This window comes from Rufibacter roseolus (genome assembly GCF_017916365.1).
Classification (GTDB): domain Bacteria; phylum Bacteroidota; class Bacteroidia; order Cytophagales; family Hymenobacteraceae; genus Nibribacter; species Nibribacter roseolus.
This window is the reverse complement of record NZ_JAFMSU010000001.1, coordinates 1,756,308-1,773,944: the sequence shown is the minus strand read 5'-3', so window position 1 is coordinate 1,773,944 and position 17,637 is coordinate 1,756,308. Positions and strand designations below refer to the sequence as shown.

The 17,637-nt window shown below is 53.5% G+C and carries 15 protein-coding genes; all 15 read left to right on the top strand.

The genetic code is table 11. The features are described 5' to 3' along the window. Window positions 1-183 precede the first annotated feature (183 nt). Window positions 184-1,494, top strand: a complete 1,311-nt coding sequence (locus J3P35_RS06970) for a hemolysin family protein (protein WP_210463607.1) — start codon at window positions 184-186, stop codon at window positions 1,492-1,494. A gap of 56 nt (window positions 1,495-1,550) precedes the next feature. Next, window positions 1,551-1,934: a hypothetical protein gene (locus J3P35_RS06965; protein ID WP_210463606.1), complete on the top strand. Its 384-nt coding sequence runs from the start codon at window positions 1,551-1,553 to the stop codon at window positions 1,932-1,934. Window positions 1,935-2,568: 634 nt separating this feature from the next. After that, complete coding sequence (locus J3P35_RS06960; protein ID WP_210463605.1) at window positions 2,569-2,844, top strand: hypothetical protein; 276 nt, start codon at window positions 2,569-2,571, stop codon at window positions 2,842-2,844. Between the two features lie 5 nt (window positions 2,845-2,849). After that, complete coding sequence (locus tag J3P35_RS06955) at window positions 2,850-3,968, top strand: NAD-dependent epimerase/dehydratase family protein (RefSeq protein WP_210463604.1); 1,119 nt, start codon at window positions 2,850-2,852, stop codon at window positions 3,966-3,968. 46 nt (window positions 3,969-4,014) lie between these two features. Next, complete coding sequence (locus J3P35_RS06950) at window positions 4,015-6,072, top strand: SDR family NAD(P)-dependent oxidoreductase (protein WP_210463603.1); 2,058 nt, start codon at window positions 4,015-4,017, stop codon at window positions 6,070-6,072. A gap of 9 nt (window positions 6,073-6,081) precedes the next feature. After that, window positions 6,082-7,086 (top strand): MDR/zinc-dependent alcohol dehydrogenase-like family protein, encoded by a 1,005-nt coding sequence (locus J3P35_RS06945; RefSeq protein WP_210463602.1) that lies wholly within the window; start codon window positions 6,082-6,084, stop codon window positions 7,084-7,086. 263 nt (window positions 7,087-7,349) lie between these two features. Continuing rightward, the gene (locus J3P35_RS06940; protein WP_210463601.1) at window positions 7,350-8,396 is read left to right on the top strand and encodes a Gfo/Idh/MocA family protein; all 1,047 of its coding nucleotides are present in this window, start codon (window positions 7,350-7,352) and stop codon (window positions 8,394-8,396) included. Next, window positions 8,386-9,510, top strand: coding sequence for a glycosyltransferase (locus J3P35_RS06935; RefSeq protein WP_246850008.1), 1,125 nt, complete (start codon window positions 8,386-8,388; stop codon window positions 9,508-9,510). Before J3P35_RS06940 ends, J3P35_RS06935 begins: the two co-directional genes overlap by 11 nt. A gap of 110 nt (window positions 9,511-9,620) precedes the next feature. Continuing rightward, on the top strand, window positions 9,621-10,760 hold the full coding sequence (locus J3P35_RS06930) for a CgeB family protein (protein ID WP_210463600.1): 1,140 nt from the start codon (window positions 9,621-9,623) through the stop codon (window positions 10,758-10,760). After that, a complete protein-coding gene (locus J3P35_RS06925) occupies window positions 10,750-11,877 on the top strand; it encodes a CgeB family protein (protein WP_210463599.1) in 1,128 nt (375 codons plus the stop codon). Before J3P35_RS06930 ends, J3P35_RS06925 begins: the two co-directional genes overlap by 11 nt. A 307-nt stretch (window positions 11,878-12,184) precedes the next feature. Next, on the top strand, window positions 12,185-13,312 hold the full coding sequence (locus tag J3P35_RS06920) for a CgeB family protein (RefSeq protein WP_246850007.1): 1,128 nt from the start codon (window positions 12,185-12,187) through the stop codon (window positions 13,310-13,312). A 191-nt stretch (window positions 13,313-13,503) separates the two neighbouring features. Then, window positions 13,504-14,163, top strand: a complete 660-nt coding sequence (locus J3P35_RS06915) for a dioxygenase family protein (RefSeq protein WP_210463598.1) — start codon at window positions 13,504-13,506, stop codon at window positions 14,161-14,163. A 196-nt stretch (window positions 14,164-14,359) separates the two neighbouring features. Continuing rightward, on the top strand, window positions 14,360-16,018 hold the full coding sequence (locus J3P35_RS06910) for a carboxylesterase/lipase family protein (protein ID WP_210463597.1): 1,659 nt from the start codon (window positions 14,360-14,362) through the stop codon (window positions 16,016-16,018). Between the two features lie 164 nt (window positions 16,019-16,182). Next, on the top strand, window positions 16,183-17,061 hold the full coding sequence (locus J3P35_RS06905; RefSeq protein WP_210463596.1) for a 3-keto-disaccharide hydrolase: 879 nt from the start codon (window positions 16,183-16,185) through the stop codon (window positions 17,059-17,061). A gap of 27 nt (window positions 17,062-17,088) precedes the next feature. After that, window positions 17,089-17,571, top strand: coding sequence for a hypothetical protein (locus J3P35_RS06900; protein WP_210463595.1), 483 nt, complete (start codon window positions 17,089-17,091; stop codon window positions 17,569-17,571). Window positions 17,572-17,637 lie beyond the last annotated feature (66 nt).

The following is a 17,637-nucleotide window of genomic DNA, read 5'->3' as shown; positions in this document are numbered from 1 at the left end:
ACTACAAATCCGCCGTAAACCCGAACAAACCAGTACAAAGCCTGCCTTTTAAAGGATACCAAGCGCCTACTTTCTACCGCGGTTCACGTAGAGGAAACGTGTCTCAACACTTTGATAGTGCTGATAAACCATTAAATTTGATGCAAGCGACCCTTTTACACCCTTAAAGGACCGCCTCCCACTATGATCCTAAACATCTTCCTTACCCTTCTGCTGGTTGCCCTGAATGGTTTTTTCGTGGCCGCCGAGTTTGCCCTGGTAAAAGTAAGAGCCTCTCAGATTGAACTTAGAGCGCAGGCCGGAAACCAACTGGCCAAAATAGCCCACCACATGATCGGGCACTTGGATGCTTACCTTTCCGCCACCCAGTTAGGGATCACGCTGGCCTCACTGGGCCTGGGTTGGATTGGCGAGGGCGTGGTATCGGAGATTATCATTGGGGCCATGCATGCCTTTGGGGCGGCCCCAGACCCGGAGCTGGCCCACCAGATCGCGCTGCCCGTTTCCTTCGCCGTAATTACCGTTTTACACATTGTTTTCGGGGAACTGGCCCCAAAATCGCTGGCCATCCAACGGCCTGAATCCACCACACTGGCGGTAGCGGTTCCGCTGCGCCTGGTGTACTTCGTGCTGCTTCCCTTCATCTGGATTCTGAACGGTCTCTCCAACTTCATTCTGAAGCGGGTAGGCATCACGCCTATGCACGGCTCAGAGGTACACACCGCCGACGAATTACGCCTCCTTTTTGAACAGTCTGCCGAAAGCGGCGAAATTGGCGGTAGCCAGCAGGAGTTGATTGAGAACGTGTTTGAGTTCAACGAGCGCATGGTGAAGCAGATCATGGTGCCCCGCACCAAACTGGTAGCCCTGGACATTGATTCTACCGAGGAAGAGATTTTTGAGGTGGTATTCAACGAAGGCTACACCCGCATGCCCGTCTACCGCGACTCCATTGACAATATCGTGGGCATCATGTACGTGAAAGACCTGCTGGTAGTGCTGCGGTCCGGCGAGAAGGTGGACCTGGAGAAACTCATGCGCCAGGCCTACTTTGTGCCTGAGACCAAAAAAATCAGCCGACTGCTCAAAGACTTCCAGCGCAACCGCATGCACATTGCCGTGGTCTCAGATGAGTTTGGCGGCACCTCAGGCATTGTCACTATTGAGGACATCATTGAAGAACTGGTAGGCGAGATCCAGGACGAGTACGATGAAGAAACCCCCTTGGTAGAGAAACTGAACGACTTTGAATTCAAGGTAGACACCTCAGCCTCTATCCTGGATGTGAACGATGACCTGCCTTATCCGCTCCCCGAGGGCGAAGACTACGAAACCGTAGGCGGTTACCTAAACATGATCTACGGCCGCATCCCAGAGATAGGCGAAACCGCGGTACACGGCGTCTACGAGTTCAGAATCCTGGAGAAAACCGAGCGCAACGTAGAATCCGTCCTGCTCACCGTCACCGAAGACAAACGCGACGACATCCTGTAGGCTGTTTAGGGCCTGTTTTTAAGAAAACAGGCCCTAAACAGAATCTGAAATTTCCTATGAAGGGCTTCTTAAAACCGCATCTTAAAACCGCTGTAGCGTTTGGAATTCCTATTGCCGTGCTGGCTGGGTTCTGGGTGTTGATGAACCTCTATTTAAATGCCTATTTCCTCCATGGAGGAGAGGCTTTCATGAAAGGCTACGGCCACCTTTTGCGAGAAGACTTTGACAAAGGCTTGATTTATATCCTGCTTGTAAACTCAATTCCTCCTGTTTTACTTACCTTTTTGTTTTTCTTGCTCCTTGAAAGAGAGGTGCAAATCATTGCCTTCAAGCTTTTAAGAATATTAGCCTTATTCCTTTTGTTTCTATGGTTAGTTTACCTGACCTCAAAGCTGAATGAAGGAATCTCTTTTGCCTTTACTGGAAACAAAGATTGGTAGAACTTTCCTTAACCTGGGTGTTAAGGATTACAGGCTTCTTTTTGGGCTACAAACTTGTAAAATCAAGCTTTCATAAGGAAAGAAACCGAAGCCTATAAGGCTATCCTTCTTAGGGTAACATTACGCACCTTTTATTTATGCCTGCCTTTGCATATTGGTTTGTCAAAGCCAAGTAGATGCATAAGATAATACAACCTTAGCCAAAATAATAAACCCTGATTTTGGCTGAGGTTTTCTACTAAAGAGGTATTCTCAAATACCACAAATACTTCTTTCACCCTTCATTGTAAACTTTCTCCACACTGCGGAAACTGAAATCATCCGTAGCCTTCTTATGCCCTCTAGGCGCTATCTTCCTAAATATCAATCGTAATTTTCATCTATTCACAGCCAAGTCAAACCCACTTCTTTCAAGTAAAACTACTTATTTAATATCCGTATAAGTACCAAGAAAATAGCGAAACATAACCCAAGGAGGATGTTCTTCGTTCCTTTCCATAAAAATGAATAAAAGCTATATATTAATTCCTCAGCATCTTCTACTATGGTTAAAAGCCTTTCTGTTCCTTTAACGTCTGTTTCCGCCTTATGTGGCGGCGCGTGCGGAATACGTAAGGCCATAGCGGGGAAGGGTATGGCAGGCAGCGGAAAAGGCAAAGCGCCTTTGATGGGTACCCCAAAGATAGAAAAACTCCCTTACGCTGCCATCCAATTCCAGGGACTCACCAGCCCTGGCGTCTTTTACAACACCAATCCTGTAAATAACACATTTGAATTCATCTGGTCCGGAGCCTTGAACCCTAAGAAGGCGACCTCCCGAGGCGGTTTCCTATACGGCACCCGCTACGCTCCCTCTGGGAAAACCCAGTTCCGCTCCGCACCATTTGTAACCCTTAAAACCACCTACTAACAACTATGAAAAAGAAAGTATTGATAACGGGCGGTGCAGGCTTCATCGGGTCGCACCTGGCAGATGAGCTGATCAATTTTGGATATGAAGTACGCGCCCTGGACAACTTGTCAGAGCAGGTTCACGGCAAAGACTGCACGCGCCCAGAATACCTTAACCCCGAGGTTGAATTGCAGGTAGGTGACGTGCGCGACAAAGCGGCGGTACTAAAAGCGCTGGAAGGCGTAGATGCCGTGTTCCACTTCGCCGCCATGGTGGGTGTGGGCCAGAGCATGTATGAAATCAAGGAATACACCGATGTGAACAACATCGGCACCGCCGTTCTCTTGGAGTGCCTGATTGAGAAACCGGTAAGCAAACTGGTGGTGGCTTCCAGCATGAGCATCTACGGCGAAGGGCTGTACACCTCCGCCACCGGCGAGAAAGTGATTGCCGCCGAGCGTGGATTGGAGCAACTCAAAGCCGGTGACTGGGAACTGAAAAGTGAGCAAGGCGATGTGCTGACGCCGGTGGCTACGCCAGAATCTAAGATCCCGTGTTTGTCATCCGTTTACGCGCTGTCTAAATATGACCAGGAGCGCCTTTGCCTGATGGTGGGCCGCGCCTATAACATACCAACGGTGGCCATGCGCTTCTTCAACGTGTATGGTACGCGTCAGGCGTTGTCTAACCCGTATACCGGTGTGCTGGCCATCTTCGCCTCTCGCTTCCTGAACAACAATGCCCCCATGATCTTTGAGGACGGAAACCAGCAGCGCGATTTCGTGCACGTGCGCGATGTGGCATTGGCATGCCGTCTGGCCATGGAAAAAGAAGAAGCCAACGGACAGGTCTTCAACGTGGGTAGCGGCAACAACTACACCATCCGGGAAATAGGTGAGCGCCTCGCTGAGGTCATGGGCAAACAGGAATTAACCCCTGAGATTACTGGCAAGTACCGCGTAGGCGACATCCGCCACTGCTACGCAGACATCAGCCTGGCCAAAGAAGTATTGGGCTTTTATCCACAAGTAGAATTCAACAGCGGTTTAACTGAGCTGGCCGATTGGCTGGAGGGACAGATTGCGTACGACCGCGTCAATGAGGCGAGCGCCGAGTTAGCCTCCCGGGGCTTGACCGTCTAGGCGCTGCGTTTCTGACCTGTTTTCCTAAAAAGAAGCTTAAAACCGTATGACAAGAATCGCCAAAACACATCCTAAACATACCCCCCTGGCCGCCCCCACCATCGGCTTGGTACAATGGTTCCAGCCTGGTGAGCACGCCCGCGTAGAAACTGTTCTGGCGGAGGTAAAGGAGTTGGGCGTCACGGAACTGCGCACCGGCATCTCCTGGGCCGCCTATTCCACTGAGGAAGGCCAAGCCTGGTACAGCTGGCTCATCCCAACCTTGGCTAAGCAAGTACAGGTGTTACCTTGCTTTCATGAGACTCCGGCTGCTTTGGCGGCAGCTCCCAAGACCTCTGCCCCGCCGCAAAACCCAACTGCTTTTGCCGAGTTCCTGGACACCGTGTTAGTGAACCTAGGCACTCACTTTGAGTGGGTTGAACTCTGGAACGAGCCTAACAACAAAGCCCAATACGACTACACCCTGGACCAGAACTGGAATACGTTCTCCCAGATGATTGCCGTGGCCGCGCAGGTAGTCAAGCAACGTGGCAAGAAAACCGTGCTGGGCGGCATGAGCCCCATTGACCCCAACTGGCTGCAATTGATGTATAACCGCGGGGTGCTGGAGCACATTGACGCGGTAGGCATTCACGGGTTCCCCGATGTCTTTGACCACGAGTGGGAAGGCTGGGATGCTAACATTCAGCGTTTGCGCGAAGTGCTGAGCAACACGGGTTCAAAAGCCGAAATCTGGATAACCGAAGCCGGTTTCTCTACCTGGCAACACGATGAACTCAAGCAGTTCCAGGAGTTCCGTAAAGTGTGCAAAGCGCCCGTTACCAAAGTCTTTTGGTCAAGCGTGCAGGATTTGGATTTGAACAGCTCAGTGGAGTTTCATGCCGATGAGCGGAAATACCACTTCGGGTTGAAGAACGTGGACGGCAGCCCTAAACTGCTTTACAGATTATGGGCTGAAAACGGCTTGGATGGACTGGACAAGTTCAACTTCATCCGCCGCAAAGAAGACTTCTCTGACCAGGAGCGCTACTCCGTGGTAACCGGTGGGGCCGGCTTTGTGGGCACCAACTTAGCCAAGCGTCTTTTGGAGCAAGGCAAGCGCGTCCTCATTTTCGATAACCTTTCCCGCATGGGCGTAGAGCGCAACTTGCAATGGCTGCACCAGAACTACGGCGACAAGCTGGAAGTGTACGTAGGCGACATCCGTGATTTACAGGCGGTAAAACGCGTCATGAAGTACGCCAACGAGGTCTACCATTTCGCGGCGCAGGTAGCAGTGACTACCTCCTTGACCGGACCAATCCAGGATTTTGAAATCAACGCAAGAGGCGTGGTGAACGTGCTGGAGGCTATCAGAGCCCAGGATAATCCGCCACCGCTGGTATTCACGTCTACAAATAAAGTGTACGGCGGCCTGGAAGACCTGCGCTTCATCCCGAACGGTACCCGCTACAACCCCTCAGACAAACACATCAAGGCCAATGGTATCTCAGAGGCCCGTCCGCTGGATTTCCACAGCCCCTACGGTTGCTCCAAAGGCGCCGCAGATCAGTATGTGGTTGACTACGCTAGAACCTATGGCATCCCTGCGGTGGTGTTCCGGATGAGCTGCATTTACGGTCCGCATCAGTACGGCAACGAAGACCAGGGCTGGGTAGCGCACTTCGCCATAAGAGCCATTGAGAACAAAGCCATAAGCATTTACGGCGATGGCAAGCAGGTGCGCGACATCCTGTTCGTGGAAGACCTGGTAGACGCATTTTTACTGGCGCAGGAAAACATCCAGGAACTGTCTGGTCAGGCCTTCAACATTGGCGGCGGCGTGAAAAACACCACTAGTTTGCTGGAACTGCTGGACCTGATTGGCACCTACCGCGGCAAAAAAGTGAACCTAAGCTTCGGCGATTGGCGTCCTGGTGACCAGCACTACTATGTGTCTGACATCCGCAAGTTCCACGAGGCCACCGGCTGGTACCCTAAAAACAGCGTGCAGGAAGGCGTAGCCAAACTCTACCAGTGGCTGTGCGAGACCAGAGGCATTGAAGTATCTTTGAAAGCTCCCGTGGCTATGGAACAAGAAACCGATAACGTAGCAGTAGCTTAATACCCTATCATGCAAACCGATCTATTCCAAGAAACCCTTGACACCGCCGCGGCCACCAATATGGCTGCGGCGGTGATTACCGCTCCTAAACAAGTAGAAATCCAGGAGGTGGCTCTGCCCGAACTAGGTGCCACTCAAGTGCGCATCAAGCTGGAAGGCTGCGGCCTGTGCGCCTCCAACATTCCCGTGTGGGAAGGCCGCGAGTGGTTCTCCTACCCTATTCCGGCCGGTAACCCCGGTCACGAAGGCTGGGGCATTATTGACGCCGTGGGCGCCGAGGTGAAAGACCTGAAAGTGGGCGACCGCGTAGCCGCCCTTTCCTATAATTCCTACGCCGCCTATGACGTAGCCGAAGCCACCTCAGTAGTGAAGTTGCCGGAGTCATTGGCGGGCAAACCGTTCCCCGGTGAGCCGCTGGGCTGCGCCATGAACATCTTCAAACGCTCTGATATCAAAGCCGGACAGACCGTGGCCATTCTGGGCATCGGGTTTCTGGGGGCTTTACTCGTACAATTAGCCAAAGAGGCGGGCGCCAGGGTTATTGCCATCTCCCAGCGTCCGTTCTCTCTGGACATCGCCCAACAGTGCGGCGCTGATGAAATCATCCCGATGGATGACCACTACAAAATCATTGAGCGCGTGAAAGAACTCACCGGCGAAGTTTTCTGCGACCGCGTAATTGAGTGCACCGGCAAAGAATGGCCCCTGAACCTGGCCGGCGAACTGTGCAAAGAGCGCGGACGCCTCATCATTGCCGGGTTCCACCAGGACGGTATGCGCCAGGTGAACATTCAGCTCTGGAACTGGCGCGGCCTGGACGTGATTAACGCCCACGAACGCGACCCGCAAATGTACTTAGACGGCATCAAAGAAGCCGTGGAAGCCGTGGAAAGCGGCCGCCTGAAACCCGAGATGCTCTACACCCATACCTTCCCGCTGGAAAACATGGAAGAGGCATTTGCTGCCTTAACGGACCGCCCAGACGGATTCATGAAGGCGATTGTGACGATGTAAGTACGTATTCCGTCCCCCTTTGAAGGGGGTAGGGGGATGACAAAGCCGCTCAAGATCCAACTAGCTCCGGCTACAAGGAAAGACCTGAAAAATTAATATCTGGAATGTTTTACTCAGTACGAGTAATCATCCCCCTACCCCCTTCAAAGGGGGACGTTCAATAAAGACACAAACCCGTTTCCCACCTCTTTTTCCAAAACAGGTGGGAAACCTTTTGCTTCTACAAAGAAGCTGAATAACCTGGAAACAAACCCTTTCAACCTATGGCTGAAGACACTTTACTAGAACCCATCCAAGAAGCAGCAGCCCCCAACGTTGCTTCTACAGATACTTTGAAATTAGGCTTCCTGGGCATCGGCTGGATAGGCCGTAACCGCATGGAAGCCATCGCCAATGCCGGCGTAGCCGAGGTAACCGCCGTGGTAGACCCAGCCCCGCAAAACGTAGAGGAAGCCCAAAAAACCGCTCCGGCCGCCAAAGTGGGCAACACCATTGAAGACTTACTGACTGATGAAATAGACGGCGTAGTCATTGCCACCCCTAGTGCGTTCCATGCCGACCAATCCATTCAGGCCCTGGAAAGCGGGAAAGCCGTTTTCTGCCAGAAACCCTTGGGCCGTTTTGCCGAGGAAACCCGGCGCGTAGTAGAAGCCGCCCGAAAAGCCGATACGCTCTTGGGTGTGGACCTCTCTTACCGCAGCACCGTGGCCATGCGCAAAGTGTATGACCTGGTGAAATCCGGCGAACTAGGCGATATCTACGGCGTGGAGCTGGTATTCCATAATGCTTATGGCCCCGATAAACCCTGGTTCTATGACCCCAAACTCTCCGGCGGTGGCTGCGTGATTGACCTGGGCGTGCATTTGGTGGACTTGGCACTCTGGACCTTAGACTTCCCCCAAGTGGAAAGCGTAACCAGCAGCCTGTTCTCTAAAGGGAAACGCCTGACGTCTTCTGCAGATGCCGTGGAGGATTACGCCACTGCCAGCATCCAGTTAGCGACGGGTCCGCACGTGCAGCTGACTTGTTCCTGGAACTTGCCCGCCGGTCAGGAAGCCATCATCAGCGCCACTTTCTACGGCACCAAAGGCGGCGCGGCCTTCAAAAACGTGAACGGCTCTTTCTATGACTTCGTGGCCGAGCGCTTCTGGGGCACCAACACCGAAACCTTGGTTTCGCCGCCAGATGCCTGGGGCGGACGGGCCGGTGTGGAATGGGCGCAGCGCGTCGCCAACGGCGAGAAGTTCAGCGAAGAAGCCGAGCAGTTTGTGAAAGTAGCAGAGGTACTAGACAGAATTTATGGTAGATAAACCGCATCGGCGCGTACTCATGACCACCGACAGCGTGGGCGGGGTTTGGACCTACAGTCTGGAGCTCATCCGCGCGATGGCGCCTTACAACGTGCACTTTTACCTCGCCACCATGGGCGCGGCCATCACCCTACAGCAACGGCAGGAACTGGCGGCGCTCACCAACGTGACCGTGTACGAAAGCGAATATCAGCTGGAATGGATGGACAATCCCTGGACCGAAGTAGACCTGGCGGGCCAATGGCTGCTGGAACTGAACGAACAGCTCAACCCCGACCTCATCCACCTGAACAACTTCTGCCAAGGCCATCTGCCCTGGAACAAACCGGTGCTCATGGTCATCCATTCCTGCGTGCAGACTTGGTGGCGCGCCATGAAAGGCGAGAACGCCCCCGCCGACAGAAACTACTACTTTGAGCGCGTGCGCGATGGACTGCACGCCGCCGATTTGGTGATTGCTCCCACTGAGGCCATGCTTCAGGAAGCGGAAACCGTTTACGGCACCTTTTCCCAAAAACAGGTCATAAACAACGGCCGCGACCCACATGCCTTCCACTTCGGGCGCAAGGAGCCGTTCATCTTCAGCATGGGCCGCGTGTGGGACGAAGCCAAAAACATCGCCCTGCTCACCCAGGTAGCCGATGCCGTGGACTGGCCCATTTACATCGCCGGCGATGCCGTGCATCCGGCCACCGGCGACAGCAAGCTATTCAAGAACGTGCATTTTCTGGGCAAGCTCTCCCAGCGCGAAGTAGCCGATTGGCTTTCCCGCGCCTCGTTGTACGTGCTGCCCGCCAAGTATGAGCCGTTCGGGTTGTCTATTCTGGAAGCCGCTTTCTCGGGCTGCGCCTTGGTGCTGGGCAAGATCAACAGCCTCAAGGAAATCTGGGGCACCTCGGCGGAGTACGTGGACACCAACGATGTGGAAGGCCTCACCACCGTCATCAATAAGTTCATTGACGATGAATTCCTCCGCAACATCATGGCCTGTCGGGCGGTGAAGAAAGCTCAGGACTACACCACCGCGCTCATGGCCCAAGAGTACCTGCAAGCCTACGCCACCCTGCCCACTCGCGTGAAACCCAAAGCGCCTGATCAGGTGGAGACGCTGTAAATCCAACCTCTCCTTCGTCCCCCTTTGAAGGGGGACGGAATGCGTGTAAAATGAAAGAATCAAATAAGTCTAGTATCTAACCTCCAACTACTAGCATCTAACCAAAAACTATGAAACTGGTATTATTCTACCACTCCCTGCTCTCAGACTGGAACCACGGCAACGCCCACTTCCTACGCGGCATCGTGCAGGAACTTAAGAGCCGTGGCCATGACGTGCAGGTTTACGAACCCAAAGACGGCTGGAGCCTTAGCAACCTCATCTCGCAGTACGGCGAGGAGAAAATTGAGGAACTGCACCAATACTACCCGGGCCTGGACACCAATTTCTACGAACTGGATACCCTCAATTTAGACGAGGTGCTGGCCGGTGCCGATTTGGTGTTGGTGCACGAATGGAACGACCATGACCTGGTACGTCTGGTGGGCGAGCACCGCAGCAAAAACAACTACCGCCTGCTGTTCCATGACACCCACCACCGCGCCGTAACCGAGCGCGAGAGCATGGCCGCCTATGACCTCAGCCACTATGACGGCGTGCTGGCCTTCGGGAATGTCATCAAAGAACTGTACCTGAACGAAGGCTGGACAAAGAAAGCCTGGACCTGGCACGAAGCCGCCGATACCCGCATTTTCTATCCGCGCACCTCCACCGAGAAAGAAGGTGATTTGGTTTGGATTGGCAACTGGGGCGACGAAGAACGCACCGCCGAGTTGCACGAATTCCTGCTGAACCCCGTGAAAGAACTCGGCCTGAAAGCCAAGGTGTACGGCGTACGCTACCCAGACCACGCCATTAAATCACTGGCTGAGGCCGGAATTGAATACGGTGAGTGGCTGCCCAATTACAAAGCCCCTGAGGTGTTCGCCAAGTACAAAGTGACGGTGCACGTACCGCGGAGACCATACGTAGAGGCGCTGCCTGGTATTCCAACTATCCGTCCGTTTGAGGCGCTGGCCTGCGGTATTCCGTTGATTACCGCGCCTTGGGAAGATGCCGAGAACCTGTTCACGCCCGGCGAAGATTTCCTGGTCGCTAAAAACGGTGCCGAAATGAAAAAACACCTGCAAAGCGTACTGCAAGACACCCGGCGCACCCAGGACATGGTGGCTGACGGCCTGCGCACCATCAACCGCAGACACTCCTGCTCGCACCGCGTGAACGAGCTGGAGGAAATCTGCGAAGAACTGGGCATCGCGCCCGAAAAAATTTATCCATCCTCAAAATCTCCTGTGACCCATGCAGAATAAAAAGCTCAACATCGCCTTCTTCGGTTCTAGTTTGGTTTCCGCGTACTGGAACGGTGCCGCCACCTACTACCGCGGTATCGTGCGGGCGCTGCATGACCGTGGCCACCAGGTCACTTTCTACGAGCCTGATGCCTACCAGCGCCAGGAAAACCGCGACATTCCGGACCCCGAGTACGCCAAAGTAGTCGTGTATCCGGCCACCGAGGAAGCCGTGTATAAAGCCTTGGAAGATGCGGCCTCGGCCGATGTGGTGGTGAAAGCCAGCGGCGTAGGTGTCTTTGACGAGTTGCTCGAAGCCGAAGTGCTGAAACTACAAAGCCAGAACTGCCTCGTGATTTTCTGGGACGTTGACGCACCCGCCACCCTGGACCGCGTAGAGAACGACCCCGCCGACCCATTCAGAGCCCATGTTCCGCAATATGACCTCATTCTGACCTACGGCGGCGGAGACCCGGTCATCAACGCGTACGCGAAATTAGGCGCGAAGAAGTGTGTTCCTATCTACAATGCTTTGGACACCGCCACACATTACCCAGTAGAGCCCGAGGAGCGTTTCCAATGCGACCTCGCCTTCTTAGGCAACCGCCTCCCTGACCGCGAAGCTCGTGTAGAGCAGTTCTTCCTAGACGTGGCCGCCAAATTACCCGAGCAGCAGTTCATCATTGGCGGCAGCGGCTGGGGCGACAAACCCATGAGCGCGAACGTGAACTACATCGGCCACGTGTACACCAAAGAGCACAACGCCTTCAACTGCACGCCTAAAGCCGTCCTGAACATCAGCCGCGAAAGCATGGCCCGTTACGGCTTCTCCCCGGCCACCCGCGTGTTTGAAGCCGCCGGTGCTGGCGCCTGCATCATCACTGATTACTGGGAAGGCATTGACTTCTTCTTCGAACCCGAGACTGAAATTCTGGTAGCCAAAGACGGAGCTGAAGTCGCTACGCTACTGCAAGGTTTAACGCCAGAGCGCGCCAAAGCCATCGGCGAAGCCGCCTACCAAAAAGTACTGGCCAAACACACCTATGACCACCGCGCCGATGAACTGGAGCAACTGCTTTTGACCACTCCACGCACCACTACGGCTGCTCCTTCCTCGGCAGACGCTTTGGTGTCTTAACCTGATTTCTGTTCTGGGGCTGATTTTCAGAAATCAGCCCCAGAACATAGCTGAGCCGCTGGCGCGAGCGTCCCGCTCGTGTCCGCACGCATTCTAGTTCACCTTTTTGTCATCCTGAAAGGACCTTGTGAGCAAACGGTAGTAGCGTTTCATTAATGCTTTTAAAGTTCGCCCATAAGGTATTTCCAAGATGACAGGAGTGTTTGAATCAAACATCCTTTGGAAAGCGTGCGGACACGAGCGGGACGCTCGCGCCAGTGAAAAATAAAAGTCTAGCATCTAACATCTAGATACTAACATCTTCCACATGAGTCAAAAACCATTGAACATAGTCATTCTGGGCTTGTCTATTACCTCTAGTTGGGGAAATGGGCACGCCACCACGTTTAGAGGCCTAGTGCGCGAGTTGCGCAACCGCGGTCACCACATCCTGTTCCTGGAGCGCGATGTGCCGTGGTACGCTTCTAATCGTGATTTACCTAACCCTGAATACTGCCAGACCGAGTTGTACCAGTCGCTGGAAGATTTGCAGACCCGCTTCACGGAGCAGGTGCGCACCGCTGATTTCGTGCTGGTAGGTTCGTACGTACCCGAGGGAGTAGCCGTGGGCGAATGGGCCATCCAAACGGCGCAGGGCGTCACCGGTTTCTACGACATCGATACGCCAGTGACCCTGGCGAAACTGGCCCGCGAAGACTACGAGTACCTGCACCCGCGCCTAATCCCGCAGTACGACATGTACTTGTCGTTTACCGGCGGACCAACCCTGGAGAAACTGGAGAAGGAGTTCGGTTCACCTATGGCGCGTCCGTTGTACTGCTCGTTTGACCCGGAGCTTTACTTCCCAGAGCCGCAGGAAGAGAAAGTGTGGGACTTAGGCTACCTGGGTACCTACTCCGATGACCGTCAGCCGCCGCTGGAGAAACTCATGCTGGACGCCGCCCGTGAGTGGCCGTTGGGCTCCTTCGTAGTGGCGGGCCCGCAGTACCCAGATTCCATTCAATGGCCCGAGAACTGTGAGTACATCCATCACCTGCCACCCGCTGAGCACCGCAAATTCTACAACCAGCAGCGCTTCACCCAAAACATCACCCGCGCCGATATGATCAAGGCCGGCTACTCGCCCAGCGTGCGTCTCTTTGAAGCCGCCGCCTGTGGTACCCCCATCATCTCCGATTACTGGGACGGCCTGGATGAGCTGTTTGAGTTCAACAAAGAGATCCTAGTCTCCTACTCCGCTGAGGACACACTTAATTTCCTGATTCATTTACCGGAAGACAAACGCACAGCCATCGCCGAACGCGCCCGCCAGAAAGTCCTGGCCCACCACACCGCCGCGCACCGCGCGCAGGAGCTGGAAAGCTATATTCTGGAAGTCCTGAGTTCTGAGTCTGGAGTCCTGAGTGAGACAAAGGAAATAGAGTTGGGAAGTTAGTTCTGCTTCAAAATACGTGAATGTCGTTTTCGGCCTGTTTTGTAAAAAGCAGGCCGAAAACGTTTTTAGGCCCGCCTAATCCTGGCTTTTACTGTCACCTTTGATCGGCTTAGTGGACATAGTTTTTCCGCCTCTTTGATTGTTTTGGCAAGGAATAGATTCGCTTGGTTTTTACACGTATAAAGAAGATCATGGGAACAAAACTGCACATTTGGGTGAGTAGCTTCCTGCTGCTTTTGCTGGGTTCCGCCTGTGAATCTTCTTCCTCGCAGACGCAACACCAGCCAGAGAAAGCGACTGTCCAAACCGTTGCTGACAGTTGCGACAATCCCGATGCGGCCATAGAATGCTGTTTCCTGAACATGCCCCAGAAACTCACCCGCACCATGACTATCGCGGGTGCGGCAGAGCCCGGGGAACGGCTGGTGATTTCCGGCCGAATTTTCAAAAAGGACGGTAATACGCCGCTTTCCAACGCCATCATTTACGCCTATCACACAGACAATACCGGCCATTACGCCAAGAAAGGAAATGAAACCGGCGTCCAGAAATGGCATGGGCGCCTGCATGGCTGGTGCAAGACAGACCAAAACGGTTCTTATGAGATCAAATCCATCAGGCCCGCCCGTTACCCAGATAACTCCATGCCCGCCCACATCCACGCGGCCATAAAACCAGAGAATGGCGCTCCCTTTTACATCAGTGATTTTGTATTCAAAGACGATAACCTGGTGAATGCCAAATACTTGGCATCTTTGTTTACAGACGTAGGAGGCACGGGCATTGTGAACGTTCAGAAGAACGCAAATAATACCTGGGTTGGCAGAAGAGACATCTATCTGAAGAAGTAAGGTTTACTTTCTGAAGCATCGTGTGCTGCCAATAATTCTGTATTGAAAATCAGTCCGTATTCATTGCCTTCCTGATTAATTTTATATCTTGATCTTGATAGCAGGTACCTTTATGTCTATTCCTCTTTCCGGGGTTTGGGCATGAACTGCCATCTTTGTGAACACATCATTTCATCTAGAAAAACAGCTTTAACATATGCAACGTCGCCTAAACAAAATCTTCCTCCTGCTCCTCGTGGCTGTGCTGTTAGCACCCACGGTAGGGGCGCAAACCAAAAGCAAAACCGCTGGAGCTTCCACCACCATGAACCAGGTAAAAACCGCCAACGGCCTGGTAGAAGGCACTTTGGAGAAGAGTGGCATCCGCTCGTTCAAGGGGGTGCCGTTTGCCGCGCCGCCGGTGGGCGAGCTGCGCTGGCGCGAACCGCAGCCGGTGAAGAACTGGCAGGGCGTGCGCAAGGCAACGCAATTCGGGCCGAGGGCCATGCAGTTGCCGGTATTCGGGGATATGAATTTCCGGAGCAATGGCGTGAGCGAAGATTGCCTATACCTCAATGTCTGGACGCCGGCCAAAACCGGGAAAGAGAAGCTGCCGGTGCTGGTGTACTTCTACGGCGGGGGCTTTATTGCCGGCGACGGATCTGAGCCGCGCTATGACGGCGAGAGCATGGCGCAGAAAGGTATTGTGGCCATTACGGTGAATTACCGTTTGGGCGTGTTCGGGTTCTTCGCGCACCCGGAGCTAAGTCAGGCCTCTCCTTACAAGGGCTCGGGCAACTACGGTTTCCTGGACCAGGCGGCGGCATTGCGCTGGGTCAAAGAGAACATTGCGGCCTTCGGCGGAGATCCAAACCGGGTAACCATTGCCGGGGAATCGGCGGGGTCTATCTCGGTGAGTGCACAGATGGCGTCTCCGTTGTCTAAGAACCTCATGGCCGGCGCTATTGGGGAAAGCGGGGCCTTGGTGAACTCGGGCCTCGATCCAATTCCGCTGGCCGAGGCTGAGCAGAACGGCGTGAAGTTTGCCACCAGCATCGGGGCTACTTCTCTGGCAGCCTTGCGGGCCATGGACGCCAAACAGCTTCTGAACGAGGCTGGCAAACCAGGCATGGGCCGTTTCCTGCCTACCCTGGACGGCTACTTCTTCACTAAATCCCCTGCGGCCGTTTTCGCGGCGGGTGAGCAGGCCAATGTTCCGCTCCTGGCTGGCTGGAACTCAGAGGAAATGACCTACCGCGCCCTCTTCGGGCAGGATGCCCCTACGAAGGAAAACTACACCAAACTAGTGCAGAAACTGTATGGTCCCCGGGCCGAGGATGTCCTGAAACAATATGCCGCCGCTTCTGATGCCGAGGTTGCGCAGGTGGCTACTGACTTGTCCGGGGACCGGTTCATCGCCTACAGCACCTGGAAATGGATTGACCTGCACGGCAAAACCAGCGGCAAACCCGTGTACCGTTACCTGTACTCCCGCCCTCGTCCTGAGATGGTACCCGAGATGGGCAACGCCACCGCCGGTCTGGCAGGCGGCGTGGTAAAGGATTCCAACGCGCCCAAAGCCCCGCCCGCCACGGGTGCCGTCCACTCTGCCGAGATTGAGTACGCCATGGGCAACCTGGCCACGAACAAGGTCTTCGCCTGGACTCCGGAGGACTACAAAGTCTCCAAGACCATGCAGGAGTACTTCGCCAATTTTATAAAAACCGGTAACCCCAACGGCGGCAACTTACCAAAATGGCCTACTGCCACCGGCAACGCCGCGCAGTACCAGGTCATTGACGTGAACACCAAAACCGTCACCGAGAAAAACCGCGGCCGCTACCTGCTCCTTGATGAGCTGAACGCTAAGAAATAACCCTTCACTTCCCTCATAACCCGGTAAAGCCATCTGTCAGAACGCAGCTTTTCAAGAGCTTCTTTTTCTGGCAGATGGCTTTCTCTTTTTATGCTTACTTTAGCCCTTATTTCTGAAAAACACCCTCAAAAAGAGATACCAGATTTTATCAACCCAACCCCACTATGAAAACGAAACCTACCCTCTGGTTTACCGCCTTACTCTTCACTTGTCTTGGATTATCTTCCTTCCTGCCCAAAAAAGAATGGACGCCTTTGCTGGACAAGAATCTCACGCAGTGGGAAACGTACCTGAGCTATCGGCATAAACTGGGCTACAACGGCAAAGTGCCCACGGATGCGCAAGGCAAGGAGATCGCGCCCATCGGGTACAACCAGAAAGGCCAGACGGTGTTCACGTACATGGAGGAAAAAGGCGAACCAATTCTGAAGGTGAGCGGCGAGATTTACGGCTGCGTCTACACCAAACAGGAGTACGAGAACTACCACCTCAAGCTCAAATACAGGTGGGGCCAGAACAAGTTTGAACCCCGCAAAGACCTGCTCAAAGACTCGGGGGTGTTGTACCATTCCATTGGGGAAAGCGGGAAAGATTACTGGCGCGCCTGGATGCTCTCGCAGGAATTCCAGATCATGGAAGGCCACACCGGTGATTACTGGAGCATCGCCAACTCCGCCATTGACATTAGGGCGTTTCTCCCCGAGGGCATGATGAACTCCGTGGCTGATGCGAAGCAGCCGTTCCTGGGTTTCGGGCGGGGCTCCGGCCGAGACGGCCTGTGCCTACGCAGCGAAAACCGTGAAAGCAAAAACGGCGACTGGACCCAGATTGAACTGATCTGCTACAAAGGCAAAAGCCTGCACATTGTGAACGGCCAGGTGGTGATGGTGCTGCAGAACTCCCGCTACGTAGAAAACGACAAAACCACTCCGCTCACCAAAGGCAAAATCCAGATCCAAAGCGAAGCCGCCGAGGTTTACTACAAAGACATCCTGCTGAAGGAGCTAGACGAGCTGCCGAAAGAGTACGCAGCGTATTTTTAAGAAGGGATAATTTAGGTTTTCTACCAGATGCTGGTTTATACATCAGATATTCGAAAACTCAGAAAAGCAGCAATCAAAGAGGTTCTTTTTACCTTTTTACCATTGGCTATTTTACCTCTGGTTGACCTCTTCATTAAGACCGATCTGGTTTGGGATAGCTATTATCCATTGGCAGGAGTTTTTGCTTTAATGGCTTTGATAGATGCTTTCGGAAGAAGCCGGCTACTGCGGTTGACCTTTGACACAGAACGGGAAGAAATCATTCTGGAAACAACCTCTATTCCCCTTCTTATCAAAAAGAAAGTTCTACCGTTTAGCGAAACAACTCTCCAGGCTTCAAGTCCTGTTACAAAGTCCCAACGAAAATGGAACCCGTTGACTTTGACGTTCTATAGAAACAGAAAAATCATGCTTGTGCTTTCTTCCGCTAAAGATGGTTTGTCCCTAAACACCTTAGAAGAGATAAGAGAAAACGTGGCAAAATATTGCCAGCCTATTAGCTCTAACTAATCACAAATAAAAAGCCCCGCTGCTTTCTGCTTGTTTTATCGAAAACAAGCAGAAAGCAGCGGGGCT

What these genes read in the sequence shown, in the direction of transcription:
- J3P35_RS06925 (WP_210463599.1), top strand. Translation starts at nt 10,750, where the DNA reads ATGCAGAATAAAAAGCTCAACATCGCCTTCTTCGGTTCTAGTTTGGTT.
- J3P35_RS06915 (WP_210463598.1), top strand. Translation starts at nt 13,504, where the DNA reads ATGGGAACAAAACTGCACATTTGGGTGAGTAGCTTCCTGCTGCTTTTG.
- J3P35_RS06955 (WP_210463604.1), top strand. Translation starts at nt 2,850, where the DNA reads ATGAAAAAGAAAGTATTGATAACGGGCGGTGCAGGCTTCATCGGGTCG.
- J3P35_RS06920 (WP_246850007.1), top strand. Translation starts at nt 12,185, where the DNA reads ATGAGTCAAAAACCATTGAACATAGTCATTCTGGGCTTGTCTATTACC.
- J3P35_RS06970 (WP_210463607.1), top strand. Translation starts at nt 184, where the DNA reads ATGATCCTAAACATCTTCCTTACCCTTCTGCTGGTTGCCCTGAATGGT.
- J3P35_RS06935 (WP_246850008.1), top strand. Translation starts at nt 8,386, where the DNA reads ATGGTAGATAAACCGCATCGGCGCGTACTCATGACCACCGACAGCGTG.
- J3P35_RS06960 (WP_210463605.1), top strand. Translation starts at nt 2,569, where the DNA reads ATGGCAGGCAGCGGAAAAGGCAAAGCGCCTTTGATGGGTACCCCAAAG.
- J3P35_RS06900 (WP_210463595.1), top strand. Translation starts at nt 17,089, where the DNA reads ATGCTGGTTTATACATCAGATATTCGAAAACTCAGAAAAGCAGCAATC.
- J3P35_RS06945 (WP_210463602.1), top strand. Translation starts at nt 6,082, where the DNA reads ATGCAAACCGATCTATTCCAAGAAACCCTTGACACCGCCGCGGCCACC.
- J3P35_RS06905 (WP_210463596.1), top strand. Translation starts at nt 16,183, where the DNA reads ATGAAAACGAAACCTACCCTCTGGTTTACCGCCTTACTCTTCACTTGT.
- J3P35_RS06910 (WP_210463597.1), top strand. Translation starts at nt 14,360, where the DNA reads ATGCAACGTCGCCTAAACAAAATCTTCCTCCTGCTCCTCGTGGCTGTG.
- J3P35_RS06940 (WP_210463601.1), top strand. Translation starts at nt 7,350, where the DNA reads ATGGCTGAAGACACTTTACTAGAACCCATCCAAGAAGCAGCAGCCCCC.
- J3P35_RS06965 (WP_210463606.1), top strand. Translation starts at nt 1,551, where the DNA reads ATGAAGGGCTTCTTAAAACCGCATCTTAAAACCGCTGTAGCGTTTGGA.
- J3P35_RS06930 (WP_210463600.1), top strand. Translation starts at nt 9,621, where the DNA reads ATGAAACTGGTATTATTCTACCACTCCCTGCTCTCAGACTGGAACCAC.
- J3P35_RS06950 (WP_210463603.1), top strand. Translation starts at nt 4,015, where the DNA reads ATGACAAGAATCGCCAAAACACATCCTAAACATACCCCCCTGGCCGCC.